The 16,738-nt window shown below is 28.3% G+C and carries 19 protein-coding genes and 1 tRNA gene; 7 read left to right on the forward strand and 13 right to left on the reverse strand.

All coding sequences use genetic code 11. The features are described 5' to 3' along the window. Positions 1–17 precede the first annotated feature (17 nt). From IPM32_17515 to IPM32_17575, 13 genes are all read right to left on the reverse strand, one after another. Positions 18–1,301: a T9SS type A sorting domain-containing protein gene (locus IPM32_17515; GenBank protein ID MBK8947049.1), complete on the reverse strand. Its 1,284-nt coding sequence runs from the start codon at positions 1,299–1,301 to the stop codon at positions 18–20. 12 nt (positions 1,302–1,313) lie between these two features. Further along, positions 1,314–3,278, reverse strand: a complete 1,965-nt coding sequence (locus IPM32_17520) for a cellulase family glycosylhydrolase (protein ID MBK8947050.1) — start codon at positions 3,276–3,278, stop codon at positions 1,314–1,316. A 269-nt stretch (positions 3,279–3,547) separates the two neighbouring features. Then, the gene (locus IPM32_17525; protein MBK8947051.1) at positions 3,548–4,999 is read right to left on the reverse strand and encodes a sigma-54-dependent Fis family transcriptional regulator; all 1,452 of its coding nucleotides are present in this window, start codon (positions 4,997–4,999) and stop codon (positions 3,548–3,550) included. Between the two features lie 9 nt (positions 5,000–5,008). Continuing rightward, positions 5,009–6,487, reverse strand: coding sequence for a histidine kinase (locus tag IPM32_17530; protein MBK8947052.1), 1,479 nt, complete (start codon positions 6,485–6,487; stop codon positions 5,009–5,011). After that, complete coding sequence (locus IPM32_17535) at positions 6,484–7,812, reverse strand: extracellular solute-binding protein (protein MBK8947053.1); 1,329 nt, start codon at positions 7,810–7,812, stop codon at positions 6,484–6,486. Before IPM32_17535 ends, IPM32_17530 begins: the two co-directional genes overlap by 4 nt. Before the next feature lie 111 nt (positions 7,813–7,923). Beyond that, positions 7,924–7,994, reverse strand: a tRNA-Gln gene (locus IPM32_17540). Between the two features lie 114 nt (positions 7,995–8,108). Continuing rightward, positions 8,109–8,309, reverse strand: a complete 201-nt coding sequence (locus IPM32_17545) for a hypothetical protein (GenBank protein ID MBK8947054.1) — start codon at positions 8,307–8,309, stop codon at positions 8,109–8,111. 206 nt (positions 8,310–8,515) lie between these two features. Continuing rightward, on the reverse strand, positions 8,516–9,388 hold the full coding sequence (locus IPM32_17550) for a hypothetical protein (GenBank protein MBK8947055.1): 873 nt from the start codon (positions 9,386–9,388) through the stop codon (positions 8,516–8,518). Between the two features lie 36 nt (positions 9,389–9,424). Then, positions 9,425–9,880: a hypothetical protein gene (locus IPM32_17555; GenBank protein ID MBK8947056.1), complete on the reverse strand. Its 456-nt coding sequence runs from the start codon at positions 9,878–9,880 to the stop codon at positions 9,425–9,427. A gap of 60 nt (positions 9,881–9,940) precedes the next feature. Beyond that, positions 9,941–10,534 (reverse strand): hypothetical protein, encoded by a 594-nt coding sequence (locus tag IPM32_17560; protein MBK8947057.1) that lies wholly within the window; start codon positions 10,532–10,534, stop codon positions 9,941–9,943. 268 nt (positions 10,535–10,802) lie between these two features. Next, positions 10,803–11,246, reverse strand: a complete 444-nt coding sequence (locus IPM32_17565) for a class I SAM-dependent methyltransferase (GenBank protein MBK8947058.1) — start codon at positions 11,244–11,246, stop codon at positions 10,803–10,805. Next, positions 11,247–11,843: a recombination protein RecR gene (gene recR / locus IPM32_17570; GenBank protein MBK8947059.1), complete on the reverse strand. Its 597-nt coding sequence runs from the start codon at positions 11,841–11,843 to the stop codon at positions 11,247–11,249. Next, positions 11,844–12,170 (reverse strand): YbaB/EbfC family nucleoid-associated protein, encoded by a 327-nt coding sequence (locus IPM32_17575; GenBank protein ID MBK8947060.1) that lies wholly within the window; start codon positions 12,168–12,170, stop codon positions 11,844–11,846. Between the two features lie 117 nt (positions 12,171–12,287). Here IPM32_17575 and IPM32_17580 point away from each other — a divergent pair, with 117 nt between their 5' ends. The 7 genes from IPM32_17580 to IPM32_17610 all read left to right on the forward strand — a co-directional run bounded on the left by IPM32_17580 (position 12,288) and on the right by IPM32_17610 (position 16,682). After that, positions 12,288–12,938 (forward strand): phosphatidylserine decarboxylase family protein, encoded by a 651-nt coding sequence (locus IPM32_17580; protein MBK8947061.1) that lies wholly within the window; start codon positions 12,288–12,290, stop codon positions 12,936–12,938. After that, complete coding sequence (gene pssA / locus IPM32_17585; GenBank protein ID MBK8947062.1) at positions 12,938–13,636, forward strand: CDP-diacylglycerol--serine O-phosphatidyltransferase; 699 nt, start codon at positions 12,938–12,940, stop codon at positions 13,634–13,636. Before IPM32_17580 ends, pssA begins: the two co-directional genes overlap by 1 nt. Positions 13,637–13,675: 39 nt before the next feature. Continuing rightward, the gene (gene purS, locus IPM32_17590; GenBank protein MBK8947063.1) at positions 13,676–13,933 is read left to right on the forward strand and encodes a phosphoribosylformylglycinamidine synthase subunit PurS; all 258 of its coding nucleotides are present in this window, start codon (positions 13,676–13,678) and stop codon (positions 13,931–13,933) included. Continuing rightward, on the forward strand, positions 13,923–14,615 hold the full coding sequence (gene purQ, locus IPM32_17595) for a phosphoribosylformylglycinamidine synthase subunit PurQ (GenBank protein ID MBK8947064.1): 693 nt from the start codon (positions 13,923–13,925) through the stop codon (positions 14,613–14,615). The genes purS and purQ overlap by 11 nt, the downstream gene beginning before the upstream one ends. 15 nt (positions 14,616–14,630) lie before the next feature. Next, complete coding sequence (gene tatA, locus IPM32_17600) at positions 14,631–14,819, forward strand: twin-arginine translocase TatA/TatE family subunit (protein MBK8947065.1); 189 nt, start codon at positions 14,631–14,633, stop codon at positions 14,817–14,819. 15 nt (positions 14,820–14,834) lie between these two features. After that, positions 14,835–16,247, forward strand: coding sequence for an Asp-tRNA(Asn)/Glu-tRNA(Gln) amidotransferase subunit GatA (gene gatA / locus IPM32_17605; protein ID MBK8947066.1), 1,413 nt, complete (start codon positions 14,835–14,837; stop codon positions 16,245–16,247). Between the two features lie 240 nt (positions 16,248–16,487). Continuing rightward, on the forward strand, positions 16,488–16,682 hold the full coding sequence (locus IPM32_17610) for a hypothetical protein (protein MBK8947067.1): 195 nt from the start codon (positions 16,488–16,490) through the stop codon (positions 16,680–16,682). Positions 16,683–16,738: the final 56 nt, after the last annotated feature.

The following is a 16,738-nucleotide window of genomic DNA, read 5'->3' on the forward strand; positions in this document are numbered from 1 at the left end:
GAATTTTTATTTACAATTTATTTCAACAATAACATTTTTTTTGATTCAAAATAATCATTAGCTTGAAGCACATAAAAATAGGGTCCGGCAGAGAGATTTGCCGCGTTCCAAACTGTTTTGTGAGTTCCAGTTTTAAGATTTTCATCAACTAACGTATTTATTAATTGACCCAAAATGTTGTAAACTTTTAGCAATACTTTTGAATCTTTTGATAATCGAAATTCAATTGTTGTGGTTGGATTAAACGGATTTGGGTAGTTTTGCGAAAGCTTAAACTTTACCGGAACAACTTTAAAATATTGATTTACCGAAGTAAGTACAGCTTGCTCATAAATTTGTTCAGCAACAACTCTATTAAATAAAATTCTATGTCCGGAATCATTTAAATGAATTCCATCTCCAGAATCATAATTTGAATTTATTGTTCCATCTGCATTTGCCAAATCTGTCCAAAAATCTATTGCATAATTTTTAAATTTAGTATACGTAGAATCTCTAACTTCCATTTGTTGTAATCGTTGTGATTCTGTTAAATTTCTCGGTTGAGTTGTAGAAATCCAAACCGGAATATTTTTTTCCGAAGCTTTAACTACAATAGTATCATAATTTTTTAATTGTTCAGAAATCGGATAACCTTGTGTAACGTCATTTGATGGCAAATTTATAATTACGGCTTTAGGCTCATAAGATAATGCTTTTGTGATATTTGAAGATATTTTTGGTGAAGGTCTTCCGGTAGGAGGAATAAAATTATCCGGCATTAAATCGTAAGTTGTATAACCACCAACCGCTAGATTTATAACTTGTATATTTGTGTTTTTTTGAACTAAGTGTTTGCGATATCTATTTACCCAAGCACTATCAATATTGCTTGGACCAATTCCGGCGGCAGTTGAAGAACCTATTACAACTAATTTTGCAACAATGGAATCTTGAGTAATTGTAAATACTTCTTCACTAATATCAAATAACTCCGGATTATCATATTTGGATATTTTAACTAAACATTCGTTAGATAATATTTCCGGAATTTTCCAATTGGAATATGAAAAATTTGCCGCAATTGCATACGGAGCAATAGTTTGCCAATTAATTCCATTATCATAAGAAAGTTCAATTTTGATTAATGTAACATTTTTACTTTCCCAACTTATTATCGGGTTTGCACCTACAGTCCAATACTCGCCGCCATTTGGGCTTATTAGTTTTAGAAATGTTGAATCTGTTTGGGAAAAAACTGAAATGTTAAGTATTATAAAAAGTAAAAATATTTTTTGCACATAATGAATTGATGCTTTCATATATTTTGAATTTTAATTTAGCAGTATCATTTTTTTTGTTTGATTAATACTTCCATTTTTCAATTCGTAATAATAAACTCCGCTTGGAAATTCCGAAGCATTAAAATTGATTTCATAATTACCAGCTGGCTGAAATTGATCAACTAAAGTTTTAACTTCGCGACCAAGAATATCATAAATCCTTAATTCAGTGTTAGAATTTATGTTTGAAGCAATATTTGGAATTGAATACTTTATTGTTGTATTTGGATTAAATGGATTAGGATAATTTTGAAATAGTTGAAAATATTCCCGTAAATTTTCTTCATCATTTAATCCAACCGTGCTTTGCGTAAATTCAAAATAATTAAAATTGTACCCATTAAAATAAAATTTAAGAAATATTTCATGCTGACCTTGAGATAAAAAATAATCATCAATAATTGTTGTTTTCCAATTCTGCCATCCATTGGTTACTGGCACATCAATAAATTCAGTGAGATAAGCTCCATCAATTGCAAATAATATTTTTCCACCGGAAGAATTTGCAGATGACCGAATTGACAAAGTATAATTTCCGTCTTCAATTACACTAACCGTAAATTTCAACCATTCGCCGGTTTCAATCCACCCAACATTAAAACCGTTTGTAATTTGATCAGTACAAATTTCAATATCTACGCCATCATTTCTATACTTTCCTCCGGTATTCCATTCTGCATTTCCCAAACCTTTTGTATTATCATAATCAACATCGTTGTAACTAATTAATCTTGGTCCCAAATCGTAATCTGTTGCAAAAATTCTACCCGGAATTGTAAGTTCCTTAAAAGGTCTTGAAGTTTTATCATCGATATGTCTTATAAGTGCATCAACAACATCCGGTTGAAAAGTGCAATTTTCAAATTTCAGATTCTCAAACTGAGATAACAAAACTGCATATGCATAAAGTTCACTTGGTTTATTTCCGGTTCCGTTCCAATAATCCAATAAAGTTTGATAGCCCGAAACCATTGGTGCAGAAAGAGGTCCAACTACATTGTCAATTTTTTTATGAGGCCACCAAGCCCATCCGATATTATTTTTTTTCATCAAATCTATACAATCTAAAAACCAAGAATTTGAATTTTCACCGGTTTCGCCAAGCCAAAGAGGAACATTATTTTGATCGCGGAGATTTACCAAATATTGAATTGTACCTTGATCATTTGAATTCCAATATCTGTGAAAACTGTAAGACATATTATCATCCCAAGGTGGAGTTAATCCATTGAAATCTGTTGCATACCAATTTCCTTCAATAAATAAAATATGATTTGTATCAACTGTTCTGATTGAATCAGTAATTTTTAGATATAAATCGCGCAATGGTTTATTTTCAGAACCTAATTCCCATTTGGGTTCGTTGATTAAATCATATCCGCCAATCCATTCTTTATCAAAATATCTTTTTGCAATTTCTTTCCAAAGTTCAATTGTTAAATTTTTATTATCTTCACTTTCCCACAAAGATGGTTTGGAATTATCATAATCACTAATTGCTTCATCGCTTTGACCGCCCGGAGCTGCATGCAAATCTAGAATTAAATATATTTGATTTTTTTCGCACCAATTCAAAAGTGAATCGATAGTTTGAAATCCTTCTTTAGAAAATGTAAGTGGATTTGTTTCAGAAATTAATTTATTCCAATGCATTGGCAATCTGATAGAATTAAATCCCCATTTTGCAATATTCTCAACATCAATTTCTCGAACATAATTTTTATGATAAATTGAATAAAGTTCATTGGTTTTCTCTACTCCAACCAACTTTTGAATTTCATTTCTGATTTGATGTTCAGCTCCAGCAATTGAATATGGAGTTTTAAGCATATATCCTTCTTGCACAAGCCAGCCGCCGAGTCCAATTCCCTTCAGAAGAATTTCTTCGTTATTTCCGTTTACAATTTTCTTTCCGTTGGCATGTAAATAACCTTGAGCGAAAATTGTGTTTGTCAAAAAAATAATTAACAATATAAAAAACAATATCTTATTTGATAGTTTCATAAATTTTATAAAATTAATAAAAAAAAATACAATCAAATTTTGAGCCGAACAAAAACTTGAGATTTTATTCAAAAAATAGTATTTAAATTTTAGGTGTAATGCGGAAAATTATTTTTGTAATAATCTTTGTTATTATTTTAATAAGTCAAGATAACCAAAATTATAAACCTCCAAGGTTTAAAAACTTCGGAGGTTTACCTTTAGTTCGGTCAGTAAAAAATTTATTTTAAGCCCAATTCTTTACTCATTCTGTAATAATTTGGCGGAGCTAATCCTAATCTTTTAGCTGCTTCTGCATCAGAAATACTTTTTTCTCTTACGAAAGAAAAATATTGATGTCTGAATTCCATTTCCAAATCTTTGAGTGGTAAAATATCTTGAATTGAACTGAAATTAAAAATTTTCCCATCTTTACTTTCAGAATATAATTCGGCGCTTAAAACACTTTTTATTAATTTTTCGTCAATTTTATTTGAATCTAAAAATAGTAATCTTTGTACAACATTTTTTAATTCCCTAACATTTCCAAACCAGCTGTAATTTAGTAAATATTCATTTCCGGATTTTTCAATAAACGGATTTTGCAATCCCATTTCTCTACTGAATCGAATTAAAAAGTGATCAATCAATTCTGTGATATCTGATTGGCGTTTTCGTAGCGGTTGAATTTTAATTGGAACAACATTTAAACGGTAATATAAATCTTCTCTAAACTTATTTTCTCGGACAAGTTCTTCCAAATTTTTATTTGTAGCGGCAATAATTCTAACATCAACTTTAATTCTATCAGTTCTTCCGATTTTTTCAATTTCACCTTCTTGAATTACGCGAAGCAATTTTACTTGTGCAGATTGAGGCAGTTCCGAAACTTCATCCAAAAATATTGTACCGTTATTAGCAATTTCAAAGAGTCCAAGTTTTTTATTCACCGCGCCAGTAAATGCACCTTTTTCATAACCGAATAATTCACTTTCGATTAAATCATGTGGCAATCCGCCGCAATTAATCGGAACAAATTTTTCATACTTTCTGTTACTTCTGTAATGAATATTATTTGCAACCAACTCTTTTCCCGTTCCGGATTCTCCATAAATCAGAACGTTTACATCTGTTTTTGCATATTTATCAATTTGGTCCAATAACATTTTCGTTGCTTCGTGATTTCCAATAATTTTTTTCTGAAGCAAAATTTCTTCAACATTTTGCCTTAACTTAGATTTTGAAATTGAATTTTTTAACTCGAGTTTTCTTTTTTCAAATGCATTGAAAATACTTATTAAAAAATCAGTTGGCTGATAAATAAATTTTTCAATATCACCGGGATATTTTGTACAATACCAAAAAGCTCCCGCATTTAACAATCGATTTGCAAATTCAAAATCTGTCATATCAATTGTTAATTTTGTAATTACAATTATTTGAATAGAATAATCTATTTTTTTAATTTCCAGAATTAGCTCCTCGCCGCGAAGTCCACCAGCAATTTGGTAATCCATTATTATCACGTCAAAAGAATTTGATTTATCTTTAATCAAACTTAAAGCATCCAATCCGTTTGAAACTATATCAGCTATTTCCAAATTTTGCTGCATTAGATCAATAGTATTCTTAACTCTACGAACATCAAAATCTTCATCTTCTATTAAAAGAATTTTTACTTTTTCATTTAACATTAACAACTCCTAATTTTTAATAACCAAAGAAAACTTAGCTCCGCTTTCATTTAAATTTTCTGCATCAATTATCCACAAACATCTTTTTGTTGCCATTTGATGAGCAATATAACAACCGTAACCACGATTTGTTTTTTCGTCATTTGTAGATACACTTTCCGTAAATATTTTTTTAATTCCTTCTTCATTAAATTCCAATAAATCTTTCTTAATCCCAATTCCATTATCTTTAATTTCTATTAAAGAAATTTTAGATTTCTCATCATATTTTGTTGAAATTGTTATAACAACATTTTTCATTTTCGAATGGTCAATAGAATTTTGAATAAGCGGTTCAAGAATTTCCCAAACAACAAATTCATTTATTTTTACATTCGGAAGTTTTTCATCCAAATCTAATTTGAAGCTGAAAACATTTGTACTTTTTGATATTCTAAGAAATAAATTATCAACAATAAATTTTATTACTTCATTTATATTTGTAGAAAATATTGGATTTCGAATTGTGTGAATAGGCGGATCGTACCATTTCATATCATAAATTACGCGCGATATAAAATTTGCATATTTGTTTAATTTATCTTTAGATGAAGATATATTTTCAGTTGTTAGATGTCGCAAATCTTCTTTAATAAATCCCATAACTTTTTCTGCTTTGTGATGCGTATGATAAATACGTTTTGTAAACATCGCTTCTTTGTTATGATCAATTTGATCTTTTAAATGTTCTTCTCTTTCTTCGTAAAATAAAGTTTTTGCTTCGTCTCTTTCTCTAACTGTGTAAGATGAAATATAATACATAGCAAGTAATCCAAGAACAATTAACGAAGTATAAATTATTGCAACCTCATCATAACTTGAAAGAATTTCTTCCGTAATAAATTTAAAGTTTGGTTTATTCTTCATATAAAAAACGCCAATAAATTCGCCATGAGGAACAAACGGTACAAGAATATGAAAAGTTTGATCTTCATCAAGCAAACTAAAAATCTCTTCTTCCTTCATTAATTCTTGTTTATGTTCCAGAAACAAATCCGCAGCGATTTTAAAATCATTATTTACCGGTGAGAGTTCTGCAGTTTTATGATTTAGAAAATCCAAAAAAACTTTTCCATCATTTATTATATATGGAATATTATCTTTTAAAATTATTAAACAAGTTTGTCTAACATTTGGTTCAAGTAATTGCTGACTAAAAATAATATTAAATGATTGAATAATTTTTTTCTTGCTCTCTTCACTTTTATCAATACTATTATTAATATTTTCAACTAATAATTCAAGCGAGGTTGTATTTAAGTTTGCCATTCGTTCTGCAGAATCTCTTTGATACCAGTGTTGAGTTTTTTCTAAAAAATTTTCAAGCGATGTTTTTTGAATTACGGATAAAATTATTTGAAAGGCAACCAAAATTATAAGCAAAACTGTAAGATGCTTAAACTCAAATCTATATCTTCCAAAATTTTCTGATAAAGTATTTTTTTTCATCTTATTATAATTCTACCGGTTTTTATTGTTTCATCAGCTTTTTCTAAAGCATCTTCAATTGTTATTTCTTTCTTAATAACTTTGTTTACATAAAATGAAATTACATCTGAAAGTTTTGTGTAATCTTCAAGAAAAGGGCGATGCACACCTTTATCAAGAAGTTCTTTATTTTTTTTCAAATCGGGATATTCTTGTAAAAAATTTTTATCTGAATATAATGAACTTAAAACCGGTAAATAAGATCCAATTTCATACATTTCTTTTTGCGAATTTTCTTCCAAAATAAATTTTATAAATTGGAAAGCTTCATTTTTATGTTCGCTATATTTAGAAATCATGATATTCCATCCGCCTAAAACAGAAAAAGGATTGTTTCCATTTAAGTGAGGGATTGGCGCTTTACCAACTTTTGAATCAATATTTTCCCATTTTGCCAAACTTATAAAATCTCTTTCCGAACTTGGCCATCCTCTTAAAAATATTGCATCATTTTCTATGAAATAATCATAGCAGTCATTTTCATTAAACTCAGAAACACTTATAGGACTAATATTGAAATTATGAAAAACATCATAAATTAATTTGAACGAATTTTTATTTTCTTCAGATTTAATATCAAATGTTTCATTAACAATTTTGTGTGAAGAATAATTGTATAAGATTTCAATATAAGAGCAAACTAATCCTTCATAATTATCTGCGGGGAAAATGTAAAATTGGTTTTTATCCAGAATAAAATATTTTCTTAAGCCTATAAAATCTTCCCAAGAAATTCCACTTTTTATTTTTTCTTCAACATCAAGATAATTTGGAATTTGCTTTAACAAATCTTTCCGATAGTACATAATCCCAACATCAATATACATTGGTAAAGCGACCAAATGATTTTTAAAAATGCATGATTCAAGTGATTGGTTTAAAAGTTTAGCAGTATCATTTGGCGTTATAAATTTATCAAGAGGTTCAGCCCATTTTGCAAATCTTGCCGACCAAATTAAGTCAACAGCAAAAATATCTAACTTTTTACTTTTACTTCTTAAGGAACGTGCGAGCAATTCTTTTCTTTCGTTTGTGCTGAATTTACTAAACGGAAGATTAATTGGTTCAATTTTAATTTTGCCTTTATGTAATTTGTTGAATTTATTAATCAAATTAAGATGTGCCGAAGAAATATTATCAGCATAAGTAATAACAACTTCATTTTGTGCGTTGTTAAAATTTGATGATTTAAAAAGTGTATTTATAAGAATGTAAAAAATTCCTAGCGTAACAAAAACTACTATAATAGCAATTGCGAGATAATAAGTTTTGTAATTTTTATTCATCTAAAAAAACAATTTTATAAACGATTAATATTTTTGCTTATAAATTAGGTAATTTTTTTTAATGTTTGCGGATTCAAAAAAAGATAGAAAATAATAGATGAAATAATTGTGTTGCCCTGTCAGGATTCGAACCCGAAACAAAGGTTCCAGAGACCTCTGTGTTACCGTTACACCACAGGGCAATTTTTGTTTTTGTAAAATAAGGAATTTTTAAAATTATTGTGGATTAATTTCTAAATAGAAAAAACATATTCTATCAGAAATTAACTAATTTGAAATGTTTGATTGAATTATTTTTAAAGAAATAACGAAACTGAGAAAAATACTACAGCCGCGAAATATAAAAATCCTAAATAAATTTTAACTTGTTCAACATCGGCAGTTTTTATTTTCTCAATATAATTTGCAATTGATCTTGTTGGATTTTCTGCTTCAAATTCATTTAAAATTAAACTGGAGGATTTTAATTCTTGAACAGTTGAATTTGATTCTAACATTTTTACTCCGAAAATTTTCTACAAAATATTCCAGAATTATGCCAACTTTGAAACTTTAAGTTTTAGCTTATTTTTGTGATATGTATCAATTTGAAATGAAATTTTTAAATAATTACGTTTCATTTTGAAACATTATAAGTGTTGAATTTTGATTTGAAACACGTTTTTACGTGTAAATTTTTCAGAAAAGCAAATTAGAGTGAAACTTATTTAACTTTATTAATTTTTAGCGAGACTTTTAAAGTTGATAAATAACTTCCTAAAAATCCTAAAAATATTCCTAAAATTATTATTAAAGAGACAATGTAATAAGTTTCATTTTTAATGAATTGCGCAGCATAAATTTGTGATAAGAAATTTTCTATCAAAATGTAAATTACCAAGCAAATTATTGATGAAAAAATTCCCATAACAATTCCGTTTAAAATAATTGGAATTTTTATTGTGCTTAATTTTGCACCGACTAACTTCATTGTGTTGTATTGATTTAATCGAGTTGCAAGCAGCAATCTATTATTTGAATAAACCAAATAAATCGAAAGCAAAACCAAAATTATGGAAACACTATATATTACTTTTTTCGATTCGTTTATGTAATTAAGAACTTTTAAAGTTAGTGAATAATCATAAACAACATCATCAATTCCTTTAATTTTTTTCAAAGTTTTAATAATTGGTTCAATCGTTTGTGCATTAATGCTATCTGAAATTAGTTTTACTTGGAACATTGCAGGAAGCGGGTTTGAATCCAAAACGGTAGAAAAATCTTTTCCAGTTTTTTCCTTCATAATTTGTAAAGCTTCTTTCTTACTAACAAATTTTTTCGATGCTACATAAATATTATTGCTTAAATCTTTTTCAATTCTATTTATAACTTTTGTATTCGAGCTATCGCTGACAAATAAACTAATTTGAATATTGTCTTTTAAATGTGAATTTATAACTTTTGAAAAAACTACCAATCCAATTGAAAAGGTTACAAAAATTATTGCAATTGCTGTTGTAAAAATTATTAAAAGTGAAGCCAATTTTGATTTAAATAACGAGCTGAAAGTTTCTTTAAGATAATAGAAAAACATAATTATTTTTTACCGTAAAAGTTTCTTGTAAAATTACTAAAAATTTGATTCATCAATCCATGTAATTATTTGCCATTTATTTTCTGCAGATTTTGCAAGTTGAAGATTTACTTTGCCTTCCACATATTCAATATCCATTGGATTATAAGTAACTGTTAAATTAAAACTTCTTGTTACATTTGTGGAATCTGCAGTTATTGAAACAATTCTATTCCAAATTAAATCAAGTCTTTCTACATTATTAAATAAACCGTAAGTTGTTCGCATTTCCAATTCCCTTCCCCAAGCTTCGTCAACTTCTGTTTCATAATTTCGAAATGTAAAAGTAAAATTTGGATTTAATAATTCGCCGTAAATTGTTGTGTCTTTAAAAGTATATGCATATTGCATATTGTTAAAAATTCCGTCAATTGTTTTCAAATCACTTATTAAAGAAGACTCATTTCCGATATTTTCATCAAGTTCCGGAGCAAACGGATTTATACAACTAATTGTAAAAATCTGAATTCCAAGAAACAAAAAAATAATATTTGCTTTTTTAAACTTCATAATTTAGAAAATATAAAATCTTCCTTTAAGTTCGCTCCAGCTTGGATAATCTTCGGATTTGTTATCAATCCACTCAACAATTACCCATTGATTATTTTCATCCAAACGAATATTAAAAAACGCATTCCCTTTGTAAAAATTTGGGATAGTTTCGCTTTCAATCGGTAAAGTTATTGAATAATTATAATTTCTGTTTTCACTATTTTCTGTAACAGAATTTGAAACAAGCTGCAAACTTAAAATTATTTGTTTACCATCGCCAATATTATTTATCAAATTTCTGAAGTATGTTTTTTCAGCTTCCAAATCCCAATCGGAAAGAATATTATATTTTACAATTGCTTCTGAGGAAGGAGTAAATTTGTAATTTATTTTTAGAAATGAACTATCAACAAAATTGTTGATATAATCTTTTTCAATTTTTTCTGCAAATGAATTTTGTAAATTAATGAAAAGCTGATCCGGTGTTGTTGCTGCAATATAACTTGATCTTCCGGTTTCCGGTTCTTCGGCATCTCTTGTTGTTAAGAGATCACAAGTCGAAAAAGAAAAAATCAATATTATTGATATAATTATTTTTGAAAAATTATTATACATCTTTGAGATTCTTTTTCATTGAATTCTTGACCTAAATAATTTCCAAAAGTTTTAAAAACTTTAAATCCAATTTGAGAAAAATTTTGCACTAATTCACCATAAGAATAAATTCTTACGGATTCAGAAAAATTGTATTCATTAGTTTTATTTATAATTTTGATTTCTTTAATAACTCTTTCATTTTCAATTCTACGAAATTCGGAAATTATTTTTCCATCAATATTTTTTTCTGAAAACGAAACTAAATTTTTTATTAAAAATTCTTTATTTAAAAGTCTAAAACATAATATCCGTTTGAGTTTAGCAATTTATAAGAATTTTCTACAAATTTAAAATTCTCTTCATCAGTTTCAAAATATCCAAAACTTGTAAACAAATTTGCTACTAAATCAAATTTTCTGTTAATGTAAAAATTTCTTAAATCACTTACTAAAAAATTAATATTCAGATTTCGTTCTTTTGCACAATTTATTCCGATATAAAGCAAATTTGTACTTAAATCGAATGCAGTTACGTTAAACTTTTTTTCTGCAAATTTTACAGCGTGTCTTCCAACGCCGCAAGCTGCATCAAGAATATTAGAATTTTCTTTCAAATTAATTTGGGAGAGAATTAAATTAACAATTTCATCAGCATCTTTTTCATTTCTATGATTGTAAACATCAAGATAATATTTAGATGAAAACCAATCTTTAAACCATTCGTACTGCATTTACATTTCAATTCTATTTAAAACTGCGCGACCAATTGTAGCTTCATCAGTAAATTCCAAATCGCCGCCGATTGGTAAACCTCTTGCCAATCTTGTAATTTTTATGTTTAGCGGTTTTAATAATTTTGCCAAATATAAAGAAGTGGTTTCGCCTTCAGTATCGGGATTTAGCGCAAGAATTATTTCTTTTACATAATCACTTTTTAATCGTTCAAGAAGTTCTTTAATTTTTAAATTCTCAACACCAATTCCGGAAAGCGGTGAAAGAACTCCGCCTAAAACGTGATAGATTCCGTTAAATTCATTTGTGTTTTCAATTGCGATAATATCACTTGCATCTTCAACAATACAAATTGTAGATTTATCTCTTTTAGGATTTTGACAAACCGAACAATAATCTTCAGCCGAAAGATTATAGCAATTCTTACAGAATTTAATTTTATCTTTTAAATCGATTAGAGCTTTAATTAAATCTTCAATTTCTTTTTTGTCTTTTTTTACCAAATGAAGTGCAAGTCGCTGTGCACTTTTTTTGCCTATTGATGGAAGTTTATTTAATTCTTCAATTACAACTCTAAGTGGTTCTGCAATTTCCAATTAGAAACCCGGAATATTTAAACCTGGAGGAATCATACCTTTTGTAACACTTGCCAAATCTTCTTCAGCCATTTTTCCGGCAGATTCTAAAGCTTTATTTACTGCGGCAACAATTAAATCTTCCAACATTTCTTTATCGCCGGATTTTGCAATTTCATCATCTATCTGTAATGAAACTAATTCTTTTTGTCCGTTTGCTGTTGCTTTTACCATTCCGCCTCCGCTTTCAGCAGTAACTGTTTTATTTGCTAAATTTTCTTGCGCTTTCTGCATTTCTGCTTGCATTTTCTGGATTTGCTTCATCATTCCAGCCATATTTCCTTTCATTTTCCCTCCGCTAATTTATTTTTCATTTTCGAAAGTTCTTTTTTCAAAAATTAAATTTAATGAAATTATTGTATTAATATATTACTTTTGTTCTTTCAAAAATTTTGTATAAGTGACATGTTAACAAAATATGGTTATTCAACTATTGGAATTGCGGCATTTATTTCTTTTTTGTTGATTTTATTTTCAATTTTTGCAGATTCCAATTTCATAAGATTTCCATTATTTATTTTAGGGGTTTTACTATTAATATTTACTCTAAATTTTTTTAGAGATCCTGATAGAAATACTCCTAAAATTGAAAATATTGTTGTTTCTCCTGCAGATGGAAAAATTTTGTTAATCAAAAATGTTTATGAGAAGAGATTTCTAAAAGAAGAAGCAACTCAAATTTCTATTTTCATGTCGCCATTAAATGTACATGTAAACAGAATTCCAATTGATGGAAAAGTTGATTATTTAGAATATATCAAGGGTGAATATTTAGTTGCATATCATGATAAAGCTGATGAAAGAAATGAAAGATCGGAGATTGGAATTACATCAAAATTTGGGAAAGTTTTATTTACTCAAGTTGCGGGAATGGTTGCGCGTAGAATTGTTTATGATTTGAATTTAGGCGATAGCGTAAAAATTGGAGAAAGATTCGGAATGATAAAATTCGGCAGCAGAGTTGATGTAATTGTTCCAAAAAGTTGGAAAATTTTAGTTGAAGAAGGTGATTTAACAACCGCCGGCGAAACAATTTTGTTTGAGATAAATAAATAATGAAAAAATCTTATATCCCAAATACAGTTACTTCTTTCAGTTTATTTAGTGGATTTTTATCAATAATTTTTACAAGTAAAGGTGATTTTCAATTAGCTGCAGTTATGATTTTTGCCGCTGCAATTTTTGATTTGATTGATGGAATTGTTGCTCGACTTTTGAAAACTTCAAGTCAATTTGGTGTTGAATTAGATTCGCTTGCAGATATTGTAAGTTTTGGCGCGGCGCCGGCATTTTTAATTTTTAGTTTTCACTTTTATAAATTAGATGGAATTGGAATTGTTATTAGTTCATTATTATTAATTTTTGGCGCTTTAAGATTAGCTAGGTTTAATTCTCAAATTGAAGATTTGGAAACAAAAAGTGATTTTAAAGGATTGCCTATTCCCCTTTCTGCAATAACAGTTGCAATGTTTGTTTATTATGTTTACAATAACGGAGAATTTATTCAACCGTTATTTTATGTTTCAATTCCGCTTGTAATTATTTTATCAATTTTGATGGTTAGTAGCATTAAATATTCTGCATTTCCAAAATTGAATAAAAGTACTTTGCGCGGAAAACCATATTATTTGGGACTTACAATAATTGGATTAATTCTTACTTTTTTAACAGATGGAACTGCATTGTTTTTCATAATTTTAGGTATTGTATTATTCGGTATAATTAGGCATCTTGTTAAAAAAATACTTGCATAAATTTTTTATAAATTTTTTAAAATAAATATTGAGTGAAAATTGTACAAAGCAACAGTAATAATTAGAACAAGAAAAGATATTCTTGATCCTCAAGGAAAAGCTGCCGAACAAGGCGCAAAACTTTTAGGATTTTCAAATGTATCAAACACAAGAATTGGCAAATATGTGGAATTTTTTGTTAATACAGATGATAAAAATTTTGCTGAAAAAGAAATTATAGAATATTCAGAAAAATTATTAAGCAATCCTATTATGGAAGATTTTGAATTTAAAATTGAAGAAGTAAATGAAGCCTAAATTTGGAGTTGTGGAATTTCCCGGATCAAATTGTGATCATGATGCATATTTTGCCGTAAAAAAAGTATTGGGTTACGATGCTGAATTTTTATGGCATAAAGAAAACGATCTTAAAAATTGTGAAGTAATAATTCTTCCCGGCGGATTTTCTTACGGAGATTATTTAAGAACCGGTGCAATTGCAAGATTTTCTCCAATTATGGAATCCGTAATTTCTTTTGCAAATAATGGCGGAATTGTAATTGGAATTTGTAACGGATTTCAAGTTTTACTTGAAGCTGGTTTATTGCCCGGAGTTATGATAAAAAATGAATCGCTAAAATTTGTTTGTAAGGATGTTTTCTTAAAAGTTGCAAATAAAAATTCAACATTTACAAATCAGATTGATAAAGATGTAATAAAAATTCCAATTGCTCATGGTGAAGGAAATTATTTTGCAGATGATGAAACTTTAAAATCGCTTAAAGAAAATAATCAAATAATTTTTGAATATGTAAACGAAAATGGATTTGCAGATGAAAAGTCAAATCCAAATGGTTCAAAACTTAATATTGCCGGAATATCAAATAAAAATGGAAATGTTCTTGGAATGATGCCGCATCCGGAAAGAGCTTGCGAATTAATTTTAAATAATACAGACGGACAATTAATTTTCAAATCAATAGTTAATAAATTAAAATAATAAATAGAGGTAATTATGTTTGGAAGTTTAGGTGCAACCGAAATAATTTTAATTATCGTTGCAATAATTCTTCTTTTCGGCGCAAAGAAAATTCCGGAACTTGCTCAAGGCGTTGGCAAGGGTATGAAGGAATTTAAAAAAGCTATCAAAGAAGTTGAAGAAGATATTACCGATGTAAAAGATGATATAAAATCTAAAAAATAATTTTGGTCTTTAATATTGTTAACTTATAAAAATCACTCTGAAAAATTAGATTTAATCAAATCCGGAAAATTATCTCTTGCAGAAAATGTTAAATATTTTCTTAATCAAATTGAGCAGAAAAAGGATTTAAATGTTTTCAATTTTATTTTTGATGATTGCATAAATTCTGCTGAGGAAATTCAGAATAAAATTGTAAATGGTACATCTGGAAAACTTGCCGGAATGGTAATTGCGATAAAAGATGTTCTGGCAATAAAAGATAAACCGCTTACTTGTTCATCTAAAATTTTGGAGAATTTTGAATCATTATTTACAGCAACAGCAGTTCAAAAATTAATTGATGAAGATGCAATCATTATTGGCAAAACAAATTGCGATGAATTTGCAATGGGTTCATCTAATGAGAACTCATATTTCGGTCCAGTAAAAAATCCAATTAATCAAGAATATGTAACCGGCGGATCAAGCGGCGGTTCTGCTGCTTCAGTTGCAGCCAATTTATGTGATGTTGCAATTGGAACTGATACCGGCGGATCAATTCGCCAACCAGCTGCATTTTGTGGAATATATGGAATGAAACCAAGTTACGGAAGAGTCTCAAGATTTGGATTAACCGCATTTGCTTCATCTTTTGATTCTATCGGACCTTTCGCAAAAAATATTTACGACATTTCTTTAGTTCAAGAAGTACTTTCCGGTTTTGATCAAAATGATTCTACTTCAGAAAATAAATCTGTTCCAAATTATTCATATTTTTCCAAAAAAATTGAAAACGTAAAAGTTGGAATTCCTAAAGAATATTTTGCAGAAGGGTTGGATTCAGAAATTAAATCCGCAATTGATAAACAATTGGAATTAATAAAATCTAAAGGCTTTGAAATTGTAGAAATCAATTTACCAATGACAGAATTTTCGATCGCAACTTACTACATTTTAACAACAGCGGAAGCTTCATCAAATTTAGCAAGATTTGACGGAGCTCGTTACGGTTATAGAACAAATCAAAAAGTTGGATTGCGAGAAATGTATACAAAATCCAGATCGGAAGGATTTGGTAAAGAAGTTAAACGAAGAATTATGCTTGGCACATATGTTTTATCCGCCGGATATTACGATGCATATTATAGAAAAGCTCAAAAAGTTCGAAGGTTAATAAAAGATGATTTTGATAATGCCTTAAAAAAAGTCGATATAATTTTAACTCCAACTTCTCCTACAACTGCATTTAAAATTGGCGAAAAATCAAGCGATCCTCTTCAAATGTATTTGAGCGATATCTACACAACTTCGGCAAATTTAGCTGGAATTCCAGGTTTAAATATTCCAATCGGCTTCGATAATAATGGGCTTCCAATTGGAATGCAATTAATGGCAAATCAGTTTGAAGAAGATTTGTTATTGAGTTTTGTAAACGAAATTTCGAATTAATATTTACAAATTTGTCTTAAGGTTATCTCAATACATTTCATAACTCGATAACCTTTTATTCTGTTTGTTTTCGATAATTTTTCTGATACAATCAGAAAAATTATCGAGAAAACAATAAATTATATGTGGATTTCCGATAACAACATTCGGAAATGACAAATATAAAATGTTTTACAGTCACTAATTATTCAGTAAAAAAATAGATTCTTAAATTTAATTTAATTTTATAGGAAAAATAAAATGTCTGAATTACATAAATGTATTAGCTGCGAAAGAGAAGAAACAATTATTCCTTTAGTTTCAATAAGATTTTCAAAAATTCCAACTTGGATTTGTACACAATGTTTGCCAACTTTAATTCACAATCCCGCAAAATTGGAATCTAAGTTTAGAGATATGGATGTTGAAAATCCGGTAAAACCAAAAATCAATTAACTTATAAATCTATTTTTCGTCACTAAATCTTTTGGTGACGAAAATTTATTTAAAAT

It is taken from the genome of Ignavibacteriota bacterium (assembly GCA_016716225.1).
Classification (GTDB): Bacteria; Bacteroidota; Ignavibacteria; order Ignavibacteriales; family Melioribacteraceae.